This window comes from Acinetobacter legionensis, assembly GCF_048551735.1.
Classification (GTDB): domain Bacteria; phylum Pseudomonadota; class Gammaproteobacteria; order Pseudomonadales; family Moraxellaceae; genus Acinetobacter.
Map to the genome: position 1 here is coordinate 92,639 of NZ_JBIMBV010000003.1, position 23,310 is coordinate 115,948.

General features: G+C 36.9%; 22 protein-coding genes. 14 read left to right on the forward strand and 8 right to left on the reverse strand.

Annotation, left to right across the window (positions count from 1 at the left end; translation table 11 throughout):
* Positions 1-266: 266 nt before the first annotated feature.
* From ACG9ZL_RS03735 to ACG9ZL_RS03750, 4 genes are all read left to right on the forward strand, one after another.
* Positions 267-1,565, forward strand: coding sequence for a carbohydrate porin (locus ACG9ZL_RS03735; protein WP_419359122.1), 1,299 nt, complete (start codon positions 267-269; stop codon positions 1,563-1,565).
* Positions 1,566-1,585: 20 nt separating this feature from the next.
* Entirely contained in the window at positions 1,586-3,808 is a 2,223-nt protein-coding gene (locus ACG9ZL_RS03740) for a TonB-dependent receptor domain-containing protein (protein ID WP_419359124.1), read from the forward strand.
* A 19-nt stretch (positions 3,809-3,827) separates the two neighbouring features.
* Positions 3,828-4,955 (forward strand): NADH:flavin oxidoreductase/NADH oxidase, encoded by a 1,128-nt coding sequence (locus tag ACG9ZL_RS03745; protein ID WP_419359126.1) that lies wholly within the window; start codon positions 3,828-3,830, stop codon positions 4,953-4,955.
* Between the two features lie 110 nt (positions 4,956-5,065).
* Complete coding sequence (locus ACG9ZL_RS03750) at positions 5,066-5,989, forward strand: AEC family transporter (protein WP_419359128.1); 924 nt, start codon at positions 5,066-5,068, stop codon at positions 5,987-5,989.
* A gap of 39 nt (positions 5,990-6,028) precedes the next feature.
* Here ACG9ZL_RS03750 and ACG9ZL_RS03755 read toward each other — a convergent pair whose 3' ends face one another.
* From ACG9ZL_RS03755 to ACG9ZL_RS03775, 5 genes are all read right to left on the reverse strand, one after another.
* A complete protein-coding gene (locus ACG9ZL_RS03755) occupies positions 6,029-6,841 on the reverse strand; it encodes a tetratricopeptide repeat protein (protein WP_419359130.1) in 813 nt (270 codons plus the stop codon).
* A 222-nt stretch (positions 6,842-7,063) separates the two neighbouring features.
* Positions 7,064-7,771 (reverse strand): DsbC family protein, encoded by a 708-nt coding sequence (locus ACG9ZL_RS03760; protein ID WP_004819173.1) that lies wholly within the window; start codon positions 7,769-7,771, stop codon positions 7,064-7,066.
* A 102-nt stretch (positions 7,772-7,873) separates the two neighbouring features.
* A complete protein-coding gene (locus tag ACG9ZL_RS03765) occupies positions 7,874-9,613 on the reverse strand; it encodes a DKNYY domain-containing protein (RefSeq protein ID WP_419359132.1) in 1,740 nt (579 codons plus the stop codon).
* Between the two features lie 110 nt (positions 9,614-9,723).
* A complete protein-coding gene (locus ACG9ZL_RS03770; RefSeq protein ID WP_004722986.1) occupies positions 9,724-10,044 on the reverse strand; it encodes a low molecular weight protein tyrosine phosphatase family protein in 321 nt (106 codons plus the stop codon).
* Positions 10,041-10,298, reverse strand: coding sequence for a hypothetical protein (locus ACG9ZL_RS03775; RefSeq protein ID WP_239046415.1), 258 nt, complete (start codon positions 10,296-10,298; stop codon positions 10,041-10,043). The genes ACG9ZL_RS03770 and ACG9ZL_RS03775 overlap by 4 nt, the downstream gene beginning before the upstream one ends.
* A 175-nt stretch (positions 10,299-10,473) precedes the next feature.
* On the opposite strand from ACG9ZL_RS03775, the gene ACG9ZL_RS03780 reads away from it, so the two are divergent.
* Positions 10,474-10,719 carry a hypothetical protein gene (locus tag ACG9ZL_RS03780; RefSeq protein WP_004722984.1) on the forward strand — a complete coding sequence of 82 codons (246 nt, stop codon included), beginning with the start codon at positions 10,474-10,476 and terminating at the stop codon, positions 10,717-10,719.
* Positions 10,720-11,082: 363 nt separating this feature from the next.
* Positions 11,083-12,267: a PQQ-dependent sugar dehydrogenase gene (locus ACG9ZL_RS03785; protein ID WP_419359134.1), complete on the forward strand. Its 1,185-nt coding sequence runs from the start codon at positions 11,083-11,085 to the stop codon at positions 12,265-12,267.
* Between the two features lie 250 nt (positions 12,268-12,517).
* Here the strand turns inward: ACG9ZL_RS03785 and ygfZ are convergent, their stop codons facing one another.
* A complete protein-coding gene (gene ygfZ, locus ACG9ZL_RS03790; protein WP_105713280.1) occupies positions 12,518-13,240 on the reverse strand; it encodes a CAF17-like 4Fe-4S cluster assembly/insertion protein YgfZ in 723 nt (240 codons plus the stop codon).
* A 238-nt stretch (positions 13,241-13,478) separates the two neighbouring features.
* Between ygfZ and acnD the strand changes: the two genes are divergently transcribed.
* The 8 genes from acnD to ACG9ZL_RS03830 all read left to right on the forward strand — a co-directional run bounded on the left by acnD (position 13,479) and on the right by ACG9ZL_RS03830 (position 20,772).
* Positions 13,479-16,085: a Fe/S-dependent 2-methylisocitrate dehydratase AcnD gene (gene acnD, locus ACG9ZL_RS03795; RefSeq protein WP_419359136.1), complete on the forward strand. Its 2,607-nt coding sequence runs from the start codon at positions 13,479-13,481 to the stop codon at positions 16,083-16,085.
* Between the two features lie 122 nt (positions 16,086-16,207).
* A complete protein-coding gene (locus ACG9ZL_RS03800) occupies positions 16,208-16,411 on the forward strand; it encodes a hypothetical protein (protein WP_419359138.1) in 204 nt (67 codons plus the stop codon).
* 169 nt (positions 16,412-16,580) lie between these two features.
* On the forward strand, positions 16,581-16,715 hold the full coding sequence (locus ACG9ZL_RS03805) for a zinc ribbon-containing protein (RefSeq protein ID WP_004722968.1): 135 nt from the start codon (positions 16,581-16,583) through the stop codon (positions 16,713-16,715).
* 126 nt (positions 16,716-16,841) lie between these two features.
* On the forward strand, positions 16,842-17,417 hold the full coding sequence (locus ACG9ZL_RS03810) for a DUF4126 domain-containing protein (protein ID WP_151956807.1): 576 nt from the start codon (positions 16,842-16,844) through the stop codon (positions 17,415-17,417).
* A gap of 290 nt (positions 17,418-17,707) precedes the next feature.
* Positions 17,708-17,911, forward strand: coding sequence for a hypothetical protein (locus ACG9ZL_RS03815; protein WP_419328050.1), 204 nt, complete (start codon positions 17,708-17,710; stop codon positions 17,909-17,911).
* A gap of 392 nt (positions 17,912-18,303) precedes the next feature.
* Positions 18,304-18,753, forward strand: a complete 450-nt coding sequence (locus tag ACG9ZL_RS03820) for a hypothetical protein (protein ID WP_419359139.1) — start codon at positions 18,304-18,306, stop codon at positions 18,751-18,753.
* Between the two features lie 247 nt (positions 18,754-19,000).
* Positions 19,001-19,468 (forward strand): hypothetical protein, encoded by a 468-nt coding sequence (locus ACG9ZL_RS03825; protein ID WP_336953333.1) that lies wholly within the window; start codon positions 19,001-19,003, stop codon positions 19,466-19,468.
* Between the two features lie 587 nt (positions 19,469-20,055).
* A complete protein-coding gene (locus tag ACG9ZL_RS03830; protein WP_419328047.1) occupies positions 20,056-20,772 on the forward strand; it encodes a DUF1003 domain-containing protein in 717 nt (238 codons plus the stop codon).
* Between the two features lie 743 nt (positions 20,773-21,515).
* Here ACG9ZL_RS03830 and ACG9ZL_RS03835 read toward each other — a convergent pair.
* On the reverse strand, positions 21,516-22,049 hold the full coding sequence (locus tag ACG9ZL_RS03835; protein ID WP_419359141.1) for a GTP-binding protein: 534 nt from the start codon (positions 22,047-22,049) through the stop codon (positions 21,516-21,518).
* Between the two features lie 14 nt (positions 22,050-22,063).
* Entirely contained in the window at positions 22,064-23,035 is a 972-nt protein-coding gene (locus ACG9ZL_RS03840; RefSeq protein WP_419359142.1) for a hypothetical protein, read from the reverse strand.
* Positions 23,036-23,310 lie beyond the last annotated feature (275 nt).

A 23,310-nucleotide genomic window follows, 5' to 3' on the forward strand; every position in this document is an offset into this window, starting at 1 on the left:
AAATGTTATTCCTAAACCATTGTTATATAATATAAAGTTTATTAATAAAATAAAGTTTTCCAATTGATAAAAAATATCTGATAGTTATATGTAAAAAAATGTGTAAATTTCTAGTGAATTGTTTGCTGAAATAATTCTTTTTATCTCGATATTTCAGGAAAAATAGTCATTTTAAAGCTGGAACTTTCTATTAAATTTAGACAGTTAAAGTGATTGAGAGTTGGCTGGTTTATCTTTATTCGTTTTGTTCCTGATTAGGCTTTCCCATGAAAAAAATTGCTTATCCTTTATTGGCAATCTCTGTATATAGCATAATGTCTTTTGCCTCAGCTGAAGATGCGTTTAATTTACATGGCTCGACCATGACGGGTGACTGGAATGGGAGTCGGACTGAATTTGCAGAAAAGGGAATCAAATTTGATGGCACGATTGCCATGGACAGTTCATATCTCGCTGAGGGTGGTTATGATGCGCACCAAGCGCCAACATTTGCGACACAATTCGGACTGGGTACAACTTTAGATATGGGGAAGCTGGCGGGTTGGAATGATGTGACTATTCGTGCTTTAGTTACAGCACGTCAAGGTGAAAGTACTTCACTCAGAGGTATCCAAGCACCAGATGCACCTCAGTGGGCAAACTCGCAAGCCAATTGGGGCCGTGGTAATTCGGGGAGCCGTCTCAGCGAATTATATATAGAAAAGAATTTTAAGGATCAAGGACTAAGCCTGCGTTTAGGTCGTATGGGTTTAGGTACTGAATTCAATACCATGGCTTGTGATTTCCAAGGCAATGCATTTTGTGCAGCACAGATGGGGAAATGGCAAGGTAAGCTTTGGTATAACACACCAGTCTCACAATGGGGCGCACGCTTAAAATATCACATCAATCCTGAACTATTTGCACAAGTGGGGGTGTTTGAATACAACCCTGATAATGCTTTAGAGCGACAAGGCTGGAATTTGGATACAAAGCATGCCGATGGTGTAAATATTCTTTCTGAAGTGGTGTGGTCACCTAAGCAGGGTGTGAATGATTTACCAGGCAGTTATCGTATTGGTACGCTTTACAATACTGCTGATGAGGCTCAAAATCAGTACGATGTTGCTTATAAAGCAGGAACTAAGGCTGAAGATCGTACATACGGCGGTTGGTTTGCGTTTGAACAGCAGTTGACTTCAACTGGGATAGGAAAACGTGGTTTACACAGTTTTGGTAACTTCACCATTCATGATCGTACGACGACAGCCGTAAATGATTCACAGCAACTTGGTCTAAAATACTATGGTCTGTTTGATAGTCAACCAAACGATATTCTAGGTCTAGCTGTAAATCGAGTACATTTGAACGATCGGTATACTAACTATGTGAATAGTGCTCGTTCAGGAACAAATTTAAGACAGTTGAATGAAGATGCAGAGTATAATGTTGAGTTGAACTACTCATATTACCCTGCCAAATGGTTCATGCTTCGTCCTTTAGTGCAGTATGTGGTACATCCTGGTGCAACCAATCAGGTGGACAATGCATTTGTCGTTGGCTTGGGGTCTAAAATTATTTTTTAATACAACTCGAGGACACCTTTATGCAAAGAGTGAAACATCTAAAAATTAATACAACACTACTTTGCTTAACGGTATGTATCACACAGAGCTTATATGCTGAAGTGGAATCTCAAGATTCCACTCAGCAGCATTCTACTCAGCAACTTCCAACCATCAAAATTGAAGCTACACGTTCTGATACCAACATATTAAATACCCCGGCATCGGTATATAGAGTCGATCAACAACAAAATCAAAATAATATTGGGGTAAACCTCACTGAAAAACTCAAGGGAATCCCAGGGTTACAGCTCAATAATCGTGAAAATTATGCCCAAGACTTACAACTGTCTATGCGCGGTTTTGGCGCACGCTCAACTTTTGGAGTCCGTGGGATACGTCTTTATGTCGATGGGATTCCTGCGACGATGCCAGACGGACAAGGCCAAACTTCAAATATTGATTTAACGAGTTTAGATCATATTGAAGTGCTAGGTGGGCCATTTTCATCACTGTATGGAAACTCCTCTGGGGGCACGGTTCTCACCACGACCAAAGAAGGAACAGGGCGTGATTCGGTAGAATTAGGTTATTCAGGTGGAAGTAACAATAAAGGCCGTGCTGACATCACCTTACAAGGTGGTGCAGATAAAGCCAATGAACCAAGCTATGTGATCAGTTCTTCTTATTTTGATACTGATGGCTATCGTGATCACAGTGCCGCAAGAAAAGTGTTGAGCAATGCCAAACTCACGTGGGACTTAGATGATGGTTCTAAGATCAATTGGCTGATCAATCATGTGGATATTTCCGCTGATGATCCACAAGGTTTGACTCGCGAGCAATGGAAACAAAATCCTAAACAGGTCAATGACAGTAAAAATATTTATGATGTTCGTAAAGATATTAACCAAACACAGACAGGTATCAATTGGACTAAGCCCCTGAATGATCATCAAGAACTTTATAGTATGGCTTATATTGGTCATCGTGAAGTGACTCAATACCAATCCATTCCAAAAGGTGAAATATCTCCAAATCTTGGCTTAGATAAAGATGGCAATCCAAAACCATCTACAAGTCAAATGAATCCACGCCATGCTGGTGGGGTAATTGATTTTGAACGAGATTTTTATGGTGTTGATTTACGTTGGACTGGCAAAGACTTGTTACCGAATACACGGATCAGTGCTGGACTGGCTTATGATGCGATGAATGAAGATCGCCAAGGTTATGAAAACTTTACTTTAGATAATAATAAGCCCCATTATGGTGTAAAAGGTAATTTACGTCGTGATGAACGAAATACTTTATGGAATTTAGATCCATATTTACAAGCAGCTTGGCAGTTTTTGCCGACTGTACGTCTAGATACAGGATTGCGTTATAGCAATGTTCATTATGAGTCTAAGGATTATTATTATAAAAAGGCAGACTATATAGCTGATAAAGATAATGGCGATGATAGCGGTCAAACCGATTATAACAAATTGCTTCCATCGGCTGCTTTGACATGGGAAATTACTCCTGAGATCAGCAGTTATCTCAGTTATGCTAAAGGCTTTGAAACACCAACCTTTACCGAAATGGCCTATCCAACACAAGGCACGGCAGGGATTAATTTTGCGCTTAAACCTTCAACCAGTGATAACTATGAGCTTGGTTTAAAAGCACAAAATCGCCTAGGTAATTTTACTGCTGCAGTTTTCCAAAGTAATACTCAAGATGATATCGTTTCTGCGGGGACACTCAATGGACGTGCAACCTATCAAAATGCAGATAAAACACTGCGCCAAGGTGTAGAGCTGTCATGGAATAAAAAGCTGTGGAAGAATTTAACGGCTCAAGCTAGTTATAGCTTGCTTGATGCTACATTTGATGCAGACATTCCCAACAGTGATCCTAAAAAAGTCATCCAAAGTGGCAATTACATTCCTGGTATTGCAAAAAATCAAGCCTTTGTATCTTTCGGTTGGTTGCCTGAGCAGGGCTTTAACGCAGGTGTAGATGTTCGTTATATGGATAAAATCTATGTAGACGATCTCAATACAGATACTGCACCAAGTTATACAGTAACCAGTATGAATGTCGGTTATATCTGGAAAAACAATGATTGGAAAGTGCATAGTTTTGCTCGAGTCGATAATTTATTCGATAAAAATTATGTTGGTTCAGTCATTGTAAATGATGGTAATAGTCGATTCTTTGAACCTGCTGATGGTATTAACTGGAGTGCAGGACTCAGTATCACTAAACAGTTCTAATTCATTGGGAAAATAATTTATGTCTGCTCAACCAAAGTTATTTGAATCTATTCAATTTGGTTCACTCTCCCTCAGCAATAAAATTATTATTGCACCAATGTGTCAATACTCAGCAACAGATCAGGGTGAAGTGACTTATTGGCATGAACAACAATGGGCAAGTTACGCTTTGTCAGGTGCGAGCTTATGTATTATTGAGGCGACAGCGGTTCAAGCCGAAGGGCGGATCAGTTATGCTGATGTGGGACTTTGGAATGATACCCAACGAGATCAAATCAAAGCTTTACTCAATAAGGTAAAAAGCATTGCTCCAACACCTTTTGCTATTCAGCTTGCGCATGCAGGTCGTAAAGCTTCGACTGAAAAGCCTTGGTTGGTGAAGCAGGGGAAAGGTCAGATTGCGCCTGACCATGAACACGGATGGCAAACTGTATCAGCCAGCGGTATTGCTTTTAGCCCGAATGATATTGCACCGCATGAATTAACCATTGATGAAATTAAAACAATTATTCAAGACTTTGCGCAAGCGGCGATTCGTGCAGTAGATGCTGGTTTTTCATTGATTGAAATTCATGCGGCGCATGGGTATTTACTACATCAATTTATGTCACCACTGTCTAACCAGCGAACTGATGAATATGGTGGAAGTTTTGAAAATCGTATTCGTTTTACATTAGAAGTTTTTCAAGCCATTCGAGCAGTTGTGCCAACTGACTACCCTGTAGGTGTACGTATTTCTGCAACTGACTGGATGGATGCAGAAAATAGCTGGAATGTTGAATCAAGCATTGGCTTATCAAAAGCTTTAGCGCAACTTGGTGCTGCTTATATCCATGTATCTTCTGCGGGATTGCATATTCAACAAGATATTAAAGTGGCTGCAAATTACCAAGTGCCTTTTGCAAATGCGATTAAAAAGCAGGTGAATATTCCTGTAATAACAGTGGGCTTAATTACCGAAGCTGAGCAAGCTGAACAGATTCTTCAAGATGCTGAAGCAGATGCAATTGCATTGGCAAGAGCGATTTTATATGACCCACGCTGGCCTTGGCATGCTGCAGCAAAATTGGGTGCAAAAATCTCGATTGCATCACAATATTTACGTTGTCAGCCGCATGGAATCAAAGATCTGTTCTCAGCATATTGATGGCATAACAGTTTTGATTCACTCATTATTCTTTAAACGTATTTAAACTTAATAAAGATATATTCTAGGATATATCTTTATTTGTATGATCTGGAAAAGGAACGGCTTGAATGATTTTTTCGGTAATTTTTCCAGTATTTTTCCTGTTATTTTTGGGTTTTATATCTGTCAAAATCCAATTGATCTCTAAAGAGCAAATTACTGCAATTGGTGCTTTTGTAATCAAAATTGCATTGCCTGCTTTATTACTTCATGCACTGGCTGCAAAAGATTTACATGAGATTTGGTATCCTGCCTATTTCTTTGTTTATACAGGGGTTACTTTTACTCTATTTATTTTGGCCTTTATTTTAGGGCAAAAGCTTTTTAACAATCATTTTACCCATGCTTCTGTGTTTTCACTTGGCGCATCAATGTCCAATACTGGGTTACTGGGCGCAGCAATTTTGACTTTGCTGATGGGTAGTGAAGCCATGATTTATATTTCACTGATTGTGATCATTGAAAGCGTATTTCTTGTACCGCTGATGTTAACCTTGGCAGAAATAGGGCGACAAAGACAAGCCAATTTAGCCGCTATTTTAAAAACAACATTTCTGACTTTATTAAAAAATCCATTGTTCTTGTCAGTGATGATTGGCATGAGCTGTGCGATCTTCGAAATTCAAATTCCACATGTATTAGACCAAGTATTTGCCTTGTTAGGTCAGACTGCCTCACCTTTAGCGTTATTTATTATTGGTGGTGGAATGGTTGGGATTACGATTCAATCACTTAATCTACAAACCATTTATTTGGTGGTTTCTAAAAATATCTGTATGCCGATATTGGTCTATTTAGGCTTGACTGATTTAACCGACTTGGATCAAAAGATGATTTATGCAGGTACCTTGATTGCTGCTTTGCCTATGCCCTCTATATTTGGAATTTTTGGGCAAGTCTATGGTTTAAATGAAAAAGCACTGACACCATTGATGATTAGTACTTTACTGAGTTTTATTGTGGTGAGTGTTTTGATTGGTGTTTGGTGGTAAAAAAATACTCTCTTGCGAGAGTATTTTTTTAAGAGCTGCTTATTTTTTTGCTGGTGCTTTGGGAACAGGTGTTTTGCCTTTTTCAGCAATTAGTTTGTTTACAACATCCAAAGACTCTTTTGCCTTAGGCACATTATTTTTAGCAAGTTCTGAGAAAATCTTTTGTGCTTCTGGCAGATTTTGATCAATGATATTGCCATTAGTCAGCATATTTCCGACAGCCATCAATGCTGGAATATATCCTTTTTTAGCTAAATCTTGGATTGATTTTAAACCTTGATTAACTGCTGCTGCATTTTTCTTCTTTAAGCCATCGGTGATGTCATACAGCGCTTTCGCATGAATTGCAGGTGCAAAATCTTTTTTCACTAAAGGATCAAGTTTTTGTAAGCCGAGTTTATCAGATGCAGGTGTACCTTCAGAAAATAATAAAACAGCCAATTCCACGGTAGCATCATCAAATCCTTGAGCAGAGGACTTCTCTAAGTATTCACGGACTTTCTTTTCATCTTTGGCTAAGCCCAATTGACCTACTGCATAGCTTTGCGCCAAGACATAGCTTGCAACAGAATAGCCTTTTGCTGAAGCATCTTGATAATATTTCAAAGCTTTCTTATCGTCTTTGGTTGTACCTTGTCCCGTTTGGGTTAAATAGCCTAAGTTATATAATGCTTGCGCATTGCCAGCCTTTGCAAGACGTTCAAGTTCTTGATACGCCGCAGGATAGTTTTTTGCTTGAATTAGCTCTTGTGCTTTGGCAAATGTAGGGTCAATGTTCGCTTTAGCTGTATCTGCTGCAAATGCAGAAATACATGAAAAGCTGAGTAGTGTAGCGAATAGAATTTTTTTCATTTTGACGATATACCTTGTTTTAATTTCAACATAATTCCATTTATGGTGTGAGAACATTGTTGAGGACGTTTTTATCATAATTTGAAAATTATAAATGTAAACATGCCTATTGTATAAGTTAGTGTATTTAAATTTTAATTTATTTATAAATAAGAAAGAATTAAGGATATTTTAACAACATTAAAGCCTAGAGAAATTTTTTATTCTCTAGGCTGTGGGCTGTTATTTTACTGCTTTGAGGAGTAATTCAATTTCGCCTGCTTCACGTGCCCCTGAAATACGGGTGCCATCTTGTAAGAAGAATGTTGGTGTACCATCGACTTCGAGTGATTTTGCTAAAGCAATATTTTTCTCAATTGGGTTCGTACATGACTTGTTTGAAGTCGGTTGTTTCTTATCAATTAAATAGTCTTCCCACGCTTGGTACTGGTTTTTAGAGCACCAGATTTGCTGTGAAATACTTTCAGCATTTGGATGTAAACGGGTAATTGGGTATAAAAATAAGTAAACGGTTAAGTTGTCGATATTTTTTAATTCTTTTTCAAGATGTTGGCAATATGGACAGTCAGGATCACTAAATACGTAGATTACACGTTCACCTTTACCTTTGACATGCTTAATGGCTTGTTTCAAAGGTAATGATTTTACATCAATACTTTTTAGCGCTTGCATACGTTCTTCAGTCAGATTTTTTTGTTCTTTAAGATCAATTAAATTGCCGACAAAGAAATATTTTGCTTCTTCATTGGTATAAACAATACGCCCACCCATATAGACTTCATAAACATCTTTAATTGGTGAGTTTTGTACCGATTTCACCTGAATCTCAGGATATTTGGTTTTTAAGTTTTGCTGTAAAGTCTGAATATCTGCATGTGCAGAAGAAAAGGTAAAAAGACCCAAAGTCAGAAGAGATAACCAGATTTTCATGTTAAAGCTCAAAATAATAATGTGGATATTGTGCACTCAATAAAGATCAAAAATATATTGAGATCATGTAATTGCCAATGCGATATTCAGTTGATACCACGCTTAATTTCGTATTGTATTCTGGATACCATGGCGTGTTAACTCATTTCTGAGTTGTTGGATATATTGATTTAATTCTACTTGTGAGTCACTCCGTAAGCGTAATTGCGTACTAAAATTAAAGATTCTGCTGCGTTTTCCATTACGCTGTAAAATTTGAAAGTGCCCAATATGACTACCATTCGCTGTTGTCCTATGGGTACTAAATTCAACGCATGTGACCTGATCTAATGGGTAAGAGGTCATCATCAAATTACTGACGATCAGTTTATGATTGCGTATATAAAATGGGGAAAAATTTAAATTAAACCGTTTAAATATCCACATCAGCATACTCAAAAATGCTATGAAAATGATTGGAACCAACAAGCCCCAATATTTGTCTGAGCGGTTAGTTGTCTCTACTTCGAGTAATTCTACATGTTTGGCTTCAACCATTTTTTGCTCTTCAATCCATTGTCGAATATCGTCAGTGCGTGGTTGAGTTCTCAGTAAATTTTGAATCGTTTGTGGGTCGCGAATATGATAAATCGTGGCCTTAACCAGTTGGCTATTTCCTAACTGATCAAAATAGTAAAATGCATTGCCATTTTTCCATACAGTGCCATAGTTGTAATTTACATCCCCAAGTTTTTGCCATGAGGAATGAAGTGGTTCAGCTAATTTTAGAATATGGGTGGATTTGGAAGAGGCTGATCCTTTATTGCTGCGATATTCACTGGCTTGTAGATAGAGAAGCTGTGTGCCATCAGAAAAAATCAGCGGTGCGATTTCTTTAAATGCTTTGCCTAAAAATGGACTATCACCTGCGCGACGCATTTTTTTCTTATTCAGATCAAAATAATAAATCCCTGTGTCGTTATAAAACAAAGCATGGTTAATATGATCGCCATGTTTGCTTAAGAGATGATAAGGCGCATATTGAGGATCAAAGGCAAATTCGTTGACATAGACCATACCATCGACAGGATTGAGCAAATAATATTGGTTATTTAAACCGTCTATTTCAATACTATAAAGCTTTCCATTGTCTTTTAAATCGAGCAGGGTGTTATTGTAATAGACGTTTTTTCCATCCGCTCGATAGGCATAGTTACGTTCACCTAAGACAAGTTTGAGTTGGTCTGGATTGGCTCCTGAAAGTAATTTCCCTTGAAAATAGGTGAATGTCCCATTACTTGCCGTATCATTTCCGGAATTGACACGATAAGGCAGATTGCCTGATCCAAGTTTAAAATAGGGGTAGAGATAACTTTGTGGTTTTGAAGCTAGGGCAAAATTTTGTTGCATGATTTGCCATACTTCTCGAAGCGCACTTAAATCTTTATTTCGTTCGGTGGAGGGGGAGCAATACCAAGTGTCTTTTCCAGCAGTAAAATAACCATCCCCAATAGTTTTCACCTGTTGAGGTTGCACACCCTTTAGGATGATATTGCCACAATAGACATGCAGTTTATCTGCACCTAGTTGTCGGTATTGGTAATTATCATTGGGTAAATAAAAACTTTGAACATCTGCTTCTGGGATCAAATAATCACCATTGCTGGGTACAGCGGCATAGATTTGGTTGTTATATTTTTGAAATATTCCCAGTTTTTCTGTAGTCGCCGTAAAAGGAATCTCATCTGAATTTGAGTCAGAAAATCTAAATATAAAACTAAAGCTGAATAGAAGCGCGCATATCACCAAGATAAGCGTGAAGGTTTTAAGGATAGAAAATACTTTTAGTGGATTCTGCATCATTTATTTTATTGTTAAATATTGATCGGGTTGAGTTATGGCAATTTAAGGTTGTTTCGTCATCATTTTGATTATGAATTGGTCATACAGATTGATGGCAACGACTTTAGCATTTAAGGCAAATAGGGTTGCATAGCCTCTGTTAAAATTTCAATTAACTCTTCATCCATATAGTGATAATCGTCTGGAATATCCAATACCATGACTTTTTTATGTTGTAACTGGTTGGGGAATTTCTCTTTGATATTTTGTTTATGTTTTTGCTCCATGACAAAAATCATATCTGCCCAAGCAATATCTTTGACAGAAATACGATGTTTGGCGTGTTTACTTGTTCCAGCGGAACGTGTGGAAATGCCATAGCCCACTGCAAAGACACGCTCGGCAGTGGGGCTACGCCATTGGTTACGACTACAAATAAAAAGGGTATTCAATCAGCAGTCTTCCAAAAATCATATTGTGCTTGTTTTCGTCTTTTGGCAGAAGAAATACGTGGATATTCAATTCTTAATTGTTTCGAGCGAGATCTTTTTAACGATCTGTTCCAAAGTAATTTCCAGTCTTTTTCTGGTTTCCAAAGGGTTGAAGTATGTCTGCAATCTCGACCACGGTGTAAATAATTTACCTTACGTCTCCAAGCGCGATTGCGGTTTAATTCATTTTCAAAATATTGTTGTGTAATGTCCATAGATAAAACTCATGAGTTGATCGGGTTCAGCAGCCGCGATAACACATGATTGGGCTATTTTATAAGTATTTATCGAGTTAAACAAGCTGAATGATTTTGATAATGTTTATTTAGAGCCATTTTAAAGGCAATGAAAAGGGTATAATTCTGGCTAAATAGAACGTGCGAGTAGATGATGTTTATTAAAGGCATTAGACGTAATTATGACAAAGTCAGCCAAGATGACAGTATTGCTGATGAAGATAAGATAGATGCTTTGTTGATCAAACTGGGTGGTGAGTTTCTTGTCAGTAAGGATGACCGTGTTTATATTTTTGAAAAGGATGGTCAGACGGCAAAGTTTGATGCAAAACATGCACGAGCATTTCATTTTAAGGATTATTTGTGTAAAGACATGAATAAATTATTTCATGGGTTTTAATATCCATTGAAAATTAGTGAACTGTTCAATTGGGCTATAAAAATATTTTAAGCACTTGGATGAGCCCTCTACCTCTGTATTGATGGTGGTTAGGGCTTTCTAAAGTAATAACTTTTGATGTTGTCATTGTTTATTTTCTTAGTTCTGTTTTTTGATGCGCTGTGTGCCGTAGAATGAGAGTGAATGCTTTAATCCACTGCAAGGATACATTCGGAGCTTGGCTAAAAACAATATAAAACAATGGCTTGTATCTAGATGATCTTTGTATTTTTCTAGCAAAATTATTTGACTATATACTCGTGCTTCAAGTTATATAATATAAAAAAGAAGGCTGTTTTTCCTAAGATTAATCGAGACGTATCTATGATGAAAGTACTGTCAATCTTATTCATAAGTTTAGTTTGTTCAATGGGGATTTTAGCTCAACAGCCAAATCTTGTGCCTCAGCAGGTTAAGTTAAAAAATGGGAAGCGCTTTTCTTTAAATCTTCCAGCAAATTACGAAATTATTCCAGCGGCTGAGGGCTTAAAGCGAGTTCGTTTTTTTAGTAAAGCTCCCGATGGCAGAATGTTTGTAACAGATATGCACGATTTGACTGATAATAAAAAAGGCATCGTTTATATTTTGGATGAATGGAACCCTGAAACGGGAAAATTCGGCAAAATTATTCCTTATATGACGGGGTTGAAGAATCCTAATTCAGTTCAATTTTATACAGACTCTTCAGGACAAGATTGGTTGTATTTAGCGGAAACTAATCAACTGACCCGACGAAAATTTACCAAAGGTGAAATTAAACCAACCGATAAAGCCGAAGTTTTAGTGACTTTTCCTGACTACGGTTTAAGTTATAAATATGGTGGTTGGCATCTAACGCGAACAATTGCTGTGGGTGGGAACGGGAAAATTTATGTTTCTGTCGGCTCAAGCTGCAATGCTTGTACCGAGAAAGAAAAAGTTCGGGCAACAGTATTAGAAATGAATCCCGATGGTTCGCAACAAAAGATTTTTGCTACAGGGTTACGCAATGCAGTCGGTTTGAAATGGGTTGGTAATTTTTTATTTGCCACCAATCAAGGTGTGGATCATTTGGGTAAAAATAAGCCTGATGAAACTTTTTATGCACTCAAACGTGATGCAGATTATGGCTGGGCTTCATGTTATTCGTCGAATGGAAAAATTTTGGCAGATCCAAAATTTAAACGTCCGTCAGCTTGCAAAAATGTATTGCCTCCTTATGCCTATTTCCCTGCGCATTCATCTGCACTTGGTTTTGACTATTTTGATCATCCCGATACGGATGACACCATCAAAAATTCTTTTTTAGTTGCTTTACATGGTTCTACCGATGCCACAATTGGTCATGGCTATAAAATTGTCATTATGCGTAAAGGGAAAAAACTACAGACATTTATGGATGGTTTTTTAGTGGGCAAAAATATCTATGGTCGCCCTTGTGATATTTATCGAGTAGATGAAAATTCATTTTATTTCTCTGATGATAAGAGCGGTGTGATTTATTATGTTCGGCAAAAAGCATCTTCCTAAATTTTGAACTTTTCTAAAAATTTAGGCGTTAGTTAAAAGAACATGGCTGAGAATAAAAAATTCAGGTGAAAGTAAAAATATAAATTGTCGATAAATCTTTGGAAGCCGTACTAGATTAGCAAAGTATTCATCTATGAAAATGAAGCTAACCTATTACTATTGTTAAAGTTGTTGTAATTGACTTAATCATTTAATTCTCTTAATAAACCTACAGGGTTGTAGGTTTATTATTGTAATCAACTTTGAGAAATTACTGCGGTCTCGCCACATCACCACTTAAGCTTTCAGGTAATGCTAAAACAGTGACATCTAACTCTTCTAAGGCATCAGGACGGGCAACCACAAGCGCAATATAACCATTTTCAAATGCTGCACTATTTACCACTTGAACACCTTTATTCAATTGTTCAGCTTGAGCAGGGGCAGGACCTGTACCTTGAATGACATGTAACCATGCTTTTGGTTTTGCCTTAAACCAGAGGCGTGCAATCACTTCCTGACCAAGATAACAGCCTTTGTCATAATTGATTCCTTCACGTTGGTGTAAGCGTAATTCTTGTGGTTGAAATACATGTTCAATAGCTTGATTTATATAAGCCTGACCAGTTTGAATTGCAGCGATTTGCCATACTGAAATATCCGTTTCTGTAGCAGAAAAATCAGTCGTTGAGCCATTCAATGTTGGAAAAACTCGTCCAGTTTCTTCAAGCTTCATTTTAGAAAAAGCGCCGTATTTTTTAATATGTTTGGCAAATTCTTCGGCTTGATCTTGAGTCGTAACAATCTCTAAATGTTCAGGATTAATTTTTTTAAGCCATAAGCCAAAATGGATACGACCTTTAAGATCACAAATCGCAGTGTATTGGGTGATATTTTCAGCCAAAGCTTCAACGTTTACAGTCACTTGACCTTGTAGAAATTTGATTGCATCAACACCAATCAAGGTAAATGAGGAGAAAGCTAGATCGCTCATGAATTGCTCGCTTATCTTAAATCTAATACTAAAGAATTAATCTTATTTTCCGCTATTTTTCAAAAAAAAGCAGTTTTAGTGCAAATATTTTAATGAAGATGTTACTAAATATTTCCAAAACCCCTATTTTTATATCTAAGCTTATGAAATATAAACGATTTGGGAAATAGGTTTTCGACAGTGTACTATGCCAATCATTAGACACGCAGTACAAAATGATGCAAGAGGCACAAAACTAATGAATAACAACTATCGTAAACCACTGCAAGGTACCCAGCTCGAATACTTCGATGTGCGTCAAGCCGTAGAAGACATCCAGCAAGGCGCATATGCAAAACTTCCATACACTTCAAAAGTATTGGCTGAACAGCTGGTACGCCGTTGTGATCCAGCCATTCTCGAACAGTCTTTAAAAGAACTGATTAACCGTAAACAAGACCATGATTTTCCTTGGTATCCAGCACGTGTGGTATGTCATGACATCCTTGGGCAGACAGCATTAGTCGACCTTGCAGGTTTACGTGATGCGATTGCAGATCAAGGCGGTGACCCTGCTAAAGTTAATCCTGTTGTACCAACACAGTTGATCGTTGACCATTCTTTGGCGGTGGAATACGGTGGCTTTGATCCAGATGCATTTGAAAAAAACCGTGCTGTAGAAGACCGTCGTAATGAAGATCGTTTTCACTTTATTGAATGGACCAAAACAGCGTTTGAAAATGTCGATGTGATCCCAGCAGGCAACGGCATCATGCACCAAATCAACTTGGAGAAAATGTCTCCAGTGATTCAAAACCGTGAAGGTATCGTATTTCCAGATACTTGCGTCGGTACCGATTCACATACACCGCATACAGATGCGCTGGGTGTAATTTCTATTGGTGTTGGTGGTTTGGAAGCTGAGAATGTGATGCTGGGTCGTGCATCTTGGATGCGTCTTCCAGACATTATCGGTGTGGAATTGGTGGGACAGCGTAAAGCGGGTATCACTGCAACAGATATCGTTTTAGCACTTACAGAATTCTTGCGTAAAGAACGTGTAGTGGGTGCATATTTAGAATTCTTTGGTGAAGGCGCGGACAGTATGTCTGTAGGGGATCGTGCAACGATTTCCAATATGACCCCTGAATATGGTGCAACTGCGGCAATGTTCTATATCGACCAGAACACCATTGATTATTTAACCTTGACTGGTCGTGAATCAGAGCAAATCAAATTGGTGGAAAGTTATGCCAAAGAAATTGGTCTTTGGGCATCGGATATGCAACAGGCAGAATATCCTCGTGTACTTCGTTTCGATCTTTCAACGGTAACACGTAATATTGCAGGTCCATCAAACCCACATGCACGTGTATCAACAGCAGATTTAAAAGAGAAAGGTATTGCAGGCGTAGTTGAAAACCGTACTGATGGTTTAATGCCTGATGGCGCAATCATTATTGCCGCGATTACCTCTTGTACCAACACCTCTAACCCTCGTAATACAGTTGCCGCGGGTTTGTTGGCACGTAAAGCAAATGAATTGGGCTTAGTACGTAAACCTTGGGTGAAATCATCATTTGCACCAGGCTCTAAAGCTGCTGCACTTTATCTTGAAGAAGCTGGCGTACTTGAGGATTTAGAAAAGCTTGGTTTTGGTATAGTGGCCTATGCATGTACGACGTGTAACGGTATGTCTGGTGCTTTAGATCCAAAGATTCAGCAAGAAATTATTGACCGTGATTTGTATGCGACTGCGGTACTTTCAGGTAACCGTAACTTTGATGGTCGTATCCATCCTTATGCAAAACAAGCATTCTTGGCTTCACCCCCATTGGTGGTGGCTTATGCAATTGCAGGCACAATTCGTTTTGATATTGAAACGGATTCATTGGGCAATGACAAAGACGGTAATCCAATTTACCTAAAAGATGTTTGGCCATCGGATGCTGAAATTGACGCACTGGTTAAAGAATCTGTAAAACCAGAACAGTTCCGTAAAGTGTATATCCCGATGTTTGATTTGGGTGTGACAGAAAAATCAGAAAGCCCGTTATATGATTGGCGTCCGCAAAGTACTTATATTCGCCGTCCACCGTATTGGGAAGGGGCTTTGGCTGCACCACGTACATTGTCAAATATGCGTCCACTTGCAATCTTACCTGACAACATCACCACGGATCATTTATCACCATCGAATGCAATTATGATGGATTCGGCAGCGGGTGAATATCTGCATAAAATGGGCGTACCTGAAGAAGACTTTAACTCGTATGCAACGCATCGTGGTGACCATTTGACCGCGCAACGTGCAACTTTTGCCAACCCAAAACTGTTTAATGAAATGGTGGTTCGTTCTGACGGTACCATTAAGCAAGGTTCTAAAGCGCGTGTTGAGCCAGAAGGCGAAGTGATGCGTATGTGGGAAGCAATTGAGATTTATATGAATCGTAAGCAACCACTGATCATCATTGCTGGTAAGGATTATGGTCAAGGCTCTAGCCGTGACTGGGCTGCGAAAGGTGTTCGTCTTGCTGGGGTTGAAGCGATTGTGGCTGAAGGCTTTGAGCGTATCCACCGTACTAACCTTGTTGGTATGGGGGTGTTACCACTTGAGTTTAAAGCGGGCACTGACCGTAAAACCTTAAAGCTTGATGGTACTGAGCTGTATAGTGTGATTGGCAATATTGCACCACGTACAGACTTAACTTTGGTGATTGAGCGTGCCACGGTTGATGGTAAGAGTGAAGTGATTGAAGTTCCTGTAACTTGTCGTTTGGATACTGAAGAAGAAGTGCATGTGTATGAAGCGGGTGGGGTATTACAACGCTTTGCACAGGATTTCTTGGAAGGGCAAGTGGCTTAATTGAATTCTATTCTTTAAATCCTCCCCAGCCCTCCTTTGAAAAAGGAGGGAGTTCTTCTCTTTTTAAAGATGAGAAGTATTACTTCGCAAGGGGGGGCGATTAAGGAAAAAAGGAATTGAAATTGTTGAAAAAAATCCCTACTGTTCAGTGGGGTTTTTATTTGGGGAATAAAGTGTCTTTATTACGAAAAACTCAAAGTGATACGGTAAATTCTGATGAATCAATCACAGCTGAGCGCCTTTTAAATGTATTGTTGCAGATGCCTGATGATTTTTATGAGGAAGAAAGGACAGATGAGCCACCTCAAGAAAGAGAAGAGCTTTAAATGGTTTGCGCTATTTAATGATTAAGCAGTAGCTCCCAAAACGATAAATTTCTCTTTTGAAATCATTTCTTGCAAAAATGACACCATCATTTTTGGAAATAGACAGTAGACATACATCAAAATATGGTTATACTTTATTCACCATTTCTAAAACCTATGGAGAACAAAAATGGTTACTGCTGGCGAAAAACCCGGAACAGGCTTCTATTTTTGTGTCCAATGCGGACATCGCACTTACTTAGAAATTGGTACAGATCGTTTACCCCAGTGTACCAAATGCCTTGGCAATCAATTTAAAAAATAAGATTGCTAAGCCGCACAGATAAAACAGATACTCCCTGTTTTAAGCAAAAGCCCTATCCAGTGATAGGGCTTTTTGTTAATTTAATAATAGTTGAAAAGATAACGAGAAAAAGGCAGATAAATCATTATGGAAACAATCCTGAGTTTATGTATTGGCATTGGTTTAAGTGCCGCCTGCGGTTTTCGTGTATTTGTACCGTTATTGGTGATGAGTGTTGCATCACTGATGGGCTGGTTTGAGCCAATGAAAGGTTTTGAGTGGTTAGCGATACCATCGGTATGTATTGGTTTAGCTGTCGCGACTATTTGTGAAATTGGTGCGTACTATATTCCTTGGGTCGACAATGCTTTAGATACTATTGCCACGCCAGCAGCGATGGTGGCTGGAACATTAACCACCATGGCGGTCAGTACAGGTGAAATGTCACAGTTTGCAAGTTGGGCGGCTGCGATTATCGTTGGTGGTGGTACAGCAACAGCTGTACAAATGGGCACGGTTGCGGTTCGTGGTGTATCTACTGCAACGACAGGTGGAATAGCCAATCCTTTGGTGTCTACAGGTGAATGGATTGGGGCAATCGTGGTATCGGTATTATCACTTATCGTTCCTGTATTGGTGGTGATTGTTGGTATTATTTTGATGGTGCTAGCGGTTCGCTGGTTAAGAAAGAAAAAACAAGAAAGCGTTGTTCATCCATTGTAGTTAGTGTGTTTTAGCATTTGTGAAACAAGTGTTTATCAAGATTCAAAGAGGATAATGACTCAATTCAATTGGGTTGAGTCATTAAATTGGATTAAGTGTTTTCTGTTTTTTGACATAAAATTTGATTCACTCTAAATCGAATACAAAGACAAATTTCCCCAACAATAAATCAATAAAAGAGAGATTGATTTTTGCACCTTAAAGGCATACTTTTGTTATGGGATTGATAAAAACATCGTTTTTATGGATTTAATCTCAAGGTCTTTTTAAGAGTATTGGGGGAAACTTTTATGATGGACAAATTTATTATCAATGTAAATGCGCAAGTCAATGGTGTATATGAAGTACATAATGCAAGCAAAGCTTGTGAGCATTTACCTAAGGCGGAAAATCAAAATCTACTGGGATTTTTTGCGACAAGTGAGTTGGCAATTAAACGAGCAAAGATGAATTGGCCTCGTGAAAAAATCAAGGGATGTATTTGCTGTTGTTAAGAAGCTCATAGCCTTTAACCATCACCAATTTTACCTGCTGTTCCATCTTTATGTGGTGGAACTGCATAATATTAAAAGGAATAGAGCGTATATCTATTCAATTGAAATGTATATTTTAAACGTCAATTGTTTGAAGTCACGATGAAAGCTTATGCTGACTCATCGTTTTAAAAATAATTTGGGGATTAAAAGTATGCTGATACTTTTTACTGTTTGATATAAAAATAGAAAAATTAATAAAAACTTCATCAATAAATAATCTGATTTTTGTGATGTGTATTTGATAAAAAGTAATAAATTTTAATGATTTAACATAAATATTTGTTTTAAAACAAAAATATAAATGCTATTAATAGCTCATAATATAAACATCACATGGATAGGTGAGAACAATGAGAAAGTTCGAGGTCGAGATCAATTTGCCTGCACAAGATATCGTATCATTTGAGGCAGAGGACATTGAGCAAATTCATGCAAAATTTTATGCGATCAATTGGCGCCGTTTATTCCTGACGCAGGGGCAAGTTGAAAATTCTGATATTTCCTTTGCTGTAGAGGACACGGAGACAGAACTTTATTTACATATCCAGTTAAATACACACTCGAGTAAAGCAGACCCTGTTTTTCAGATCGATAGCAATATTCAACTGGTTGTTGAAAGTAAAGAATTTTTGGGGCTTTTAACACGTAAAAAGAAATATGATGTGGTGTATAAAAACTTAAACCAATCACAAGTTTCAGAACAGCTCAGCTTATTCCTAAACGATCAAATCGACGAGATGACAGAACAATATCGACAATTGATGCATAAAAAAATGCTACAAGAGCATCGTTTGGCATAACGACTAGAGATTGACATCTTCTATATAAAATAAGGAAGCTTGAGCTTCCTTCTTGATCTGTAAAAAAGAATAAACGGGCTTGATTGTTTGACCAAGAGATAAAATATACCTAGTGCATATAAAAATTAAATATAGTGATAAATTTTACAATTTGTAATTTAAAATCAATGATTAATTTATAATTTTTTGATTGGAGTCGCTATTAATTTTAAAGAGTGTTGTTACACTACAAATAGATTTTAAGAGTATGCGTTATAAAATAATGAACAAGTTTGAAATTCAAATTCAGTATCCTAATCACGCCGATGAGCGTGAGATGGAGCAAGAGAGCGATTTAGACATTGCTGAGATATTGGCGAAATTTGAAAGTATCAGTTGGCGCCGTCAACGCGTTTTGCAATTACAATTGGATGGTCGAAACACTATTTTTACAGTGTTGAACTCAGCGTCAGAAGCATTTTTAAAAATTACATTAAATGCTTATGCAAAAAGTGAGAATTTTGAATTTAAGATAGAAAGCAATATCAAATTGATTTTCCCACAACGCGAATTGTTTGGCTTGATGACACGAAAAAATAAAGAAGTATTTGCAATTAAACACAGTACACTTGAACAGGTAAAAGCGAGTTTAACTGCATTTTTAAATCAGGATACCCAAGGCTTGGAAGATATTTTGCGTGATAGTAAAACAACCTCGCTAAAAGATGTGCCTTAAGTTAGCAGATTAAAGCGTGTGATCATTGAAATAGAATGACTAAAATGCAAATTTATAAATTTGCATTTTTTTTTAAATTTATGCAATAAAAAATCATTAAATAAGCTTTGTTGAAAAATTTTCTTTATTAAGTAACTTTTAAAGGAAAATTTTCCTAAAAAATAAAAAAATTAATCTATCTTAGGAAAATAATCCCGAGTCGATTTGGCTAATATTTATCTCAAGGATGTAAGGGATCGAAAAGAGTAGATTGCTGCCAGTTGCGTACAACGTGAGTGCAGTACTTACCCACAAGGTCTCGATTCGGCTTAGGACGCTATAAACCATAAGTTTATAGGCAATAGGATTAAAACTTACCAAGTTTTAATAGTTGAAGTAAACCAGAGTTGTTTTCCCACTCATCCTGAAAAATTCGATAAAAATAATGTGAAAATCTCAAATTAGATTCATCAATTAAGCCTATTCAAAACATCAGAAAAATACATTAAAGCAAAATGATTTCATCTCAGCATCCCATTAAAATAAGTTCTATACTTTATTCAAATAATGAAAGATATTGAAACCAAACAATGATAAAGAGTAGTGTAATGAATGATAAAAATGAAAATCATATTTGCTTAATATGTAATCAAACTTTTTCACATGCGAATGTTGTTCCGCTCGGGGCTATACGTAAGGTTATTACTGAAGAAATTGCACGAGATTTTCCCAATTGGTCTGCGCAGGATTATATTTGTAAATTAGATTTAACCAAATATCGTATGCAGTATGTGCAATCTTTGCTTCAATCGGAGCAGGGGGAGGTGTCAAACCTAGAGTATGAAGTGCTTAATAGTATGCAACAGCATGAATTAATAACAAAAAATACTGAAACACAACTTGAAAAAAAATGGACCATTGGGGAAAGGCTCGCAGATAAAATTGCAACTTTTGGCGGAAGTTGGACGTTTTTAATTTGTTTTATGCTCTTTTTAGTTGTTTGGATTTTATTAAACACAGTTGTGATCGTAAAACAACCTGCTGATCCTTATCCGTTTATTCTATTAAATCTTATTTTATCTTGTCTTGCTGCAGTACAAGCACCAATTATTATGATGAGTCAAAACCGTCAAGAAGCCAAAGATCGTATACGCTCCCAAAATGATTATCAAGTCAATTTAAAAGCTGAATTAGAAATCCGTCATTTACATGAAAAAATAGATCATTTACTCATTCATCAGTGGGATAAACTGGCAAAAATTCAGGAAATTCAATTGGATTTATTATCAGAAATGAATAAAAGAGAAGTAAAAAAAGGCGAGTGAAAGATTAAAAATACAGAAAAAGCTTTTGAGCGTTAGGGCTCTTTTGAGTTGGTGGCTTTGTTGATAAGAACAGAAATATATTCTCGATTTTTTAAATGAGTTTGCAATAAAAAATCATTTTAGAAATATAAAAGATAAAAAATCCTTAGATTGTGATTGATTTTGGAAAATAATTCTAAATTTCACGAGAAAATCTTAATCTTAGGAAAATAATTCCGAACCGATTTCGTTAATATTTATCTCAAGGATGTAAGGGATCGAAAAGAGTAGATTGCTACCAGTTACGTACAACGTGAGTGTAGTACTTACCCACAAGGTCTCGATTCGGCTTAGGACGCTATAAATCAGAAGTTTATAGGCAATAGGATTAAAACTTACAAAGTTTTAATAGTTGAAGTAAACCAGAGTTGTTTTCCCGCTCATCCTGAAAAATTCCATGAAAATTATACCGTAAAATTCCATTTATTTGATCTCATTAACTTACCGACAAAGCAATTAAGAAATTATCAATAAGAAGCTAAAAATCATACAGATTGTTAAGATGCCGCAGTATAGGTATGCATTAATGTACCGACCTAGAGCAAGCCATAAATGGCAATTCATACAATTATATGAATAGAGATAAGTTTCAATATTTTATTCGCTCACGGCAGAATTTTAATCTGTAATTATTTCATTACTTAAATAACTTCTTTTGGGGATTCCATTAGTAGATCTGCTGCAAGTGAATACTGATCAATAGCCTATAAATATTTTACTTCTAATGTGGTGATCAAGGTTTCTAACAGCAATAACACATCAGATTTCTTGCGTGCATCAATAAAAAAAACTGGTAAATTTAGGTTGCGTTCCATCAACCATTGACGGTATTGGTGCGTTGGCTTATTCATATCATCATCGATATGGGTGACTCCAATTACAATGTTTTCACCATATTGTTTAAAAATATTGAGGTAATATTCTAGTTCATCTAACGGTGTTGCTAAGCTATGATCAATCAGCAAAATTGTACCAATCGCGCCTTTGCATATTACCCCCCACATAAAGTCAAAGCGGCCTTGTCCTGGTGTGCCATACAGCCCAACTTTACTGCCATCATCTAGTGTTACTTCGCCATAATCGATTCCCACTGTTGTGTTTAGTTTTTTATGGCTACGATCATCTGTGTTAAATGCTTCTGTTGCTAATACAGGTATTTCTGATAAAGATTTAATCGCTTCAGTTTTACCTGCCCCCATTGAACCAGCAAAAACAATTTTGTACTTCTGAATAATCATCGTAGATTTATCCCTTAAAATTTAAATCGATTTTTTAATTTGTTAAAAAAGCTTTTTAAAATCCCTTTTTCTTCCGTTTGCTCAGTATCACTTGGTGTTTTATCAAATCGACTTTCTTTTGCTGAAATCAGTTCAGCGTTATGGATGGCTAAATTCGCAGCAACAAAGTGTTGCACGGTTGCGACTGGAATGTTGAGTTTGTCTGAGACATGTTGGATTTCTGCCCCAGAAATAAAGCATGCACTTAGTTGTAGCAGTAATTTCTTATCCAACTCAATGGGTTGAATCCAAAATTTGAGACGATAATATTTATCAGCTGCAGGTACAGTAATTAAATTGGGATTTGTCCAAATCAGGTTAAATAACCAATTTTCTAAATTGAATTGTCGTTTACGTGAAACTTTTATAAAATCCGCAGTGACTGCTGCCGTATAGTGTATCGAGCGATCTGTTTGGTATTCTTCACGAGTTGCTTCAAGCCATGCCAGATGCGCATGATGGTCGATAATCGCAATCGTGCCGAGATGATCATTTAAAATGACTTTACGACTGTCGTGATGGAAAAGCGCTGCAAAAAAATCAATTTCTTTGATTTCAAGTTGATCATTAGCTTCATCATCTGAAATTTGGCTAAGTTCAGATTGTTCTATTTCAGTCTTATGCAGTAATTTGATGTTGACCCAGTTTTTCAGTGTGAATTCGTCATAAATAGGGATGCAGAGTAAATTATCTTCAGCACTTTCTTTATGTTCACTATGTTTTGAAATTTTCAAATAAGGAATATTTTTATTTTGGATAATATTCTGGATATTATTATTTTCAAAAAACTGCTCATTGATCAAAATACAATTTATATTTTGATCTGAAACACTTGTCCAATTTATACCAATATTGGTTGGTAAAATTTTTCTAAGCCTTATTTTAAGATCGTCAGAGGTGGTTAAACCTAAGCCTGAAATTGCGATATTGATACATTGATTGTTCATAATATCACTTATCTAATATTAAAAAATTAAAGTGTAAACTGTTTTTTAACGGTCGTAATTAGTTTAAGTTAACGCTAGATTTGTTCTTTTTCCAGTAAAATCATTTTTTTAATGTTTAATTGCTTGGCATTTAATCAGTATATTTCTTACATTATTATCCTCCTGTGTAAACTGTTAATTTTTCTTAAAGTTTAGAGAGTTTCATTGCTTTAAATTAACATTAGTTATTATAAAAAATCTATCTCAAAGTTAAATAAATTGCTTAGTTATTTTTA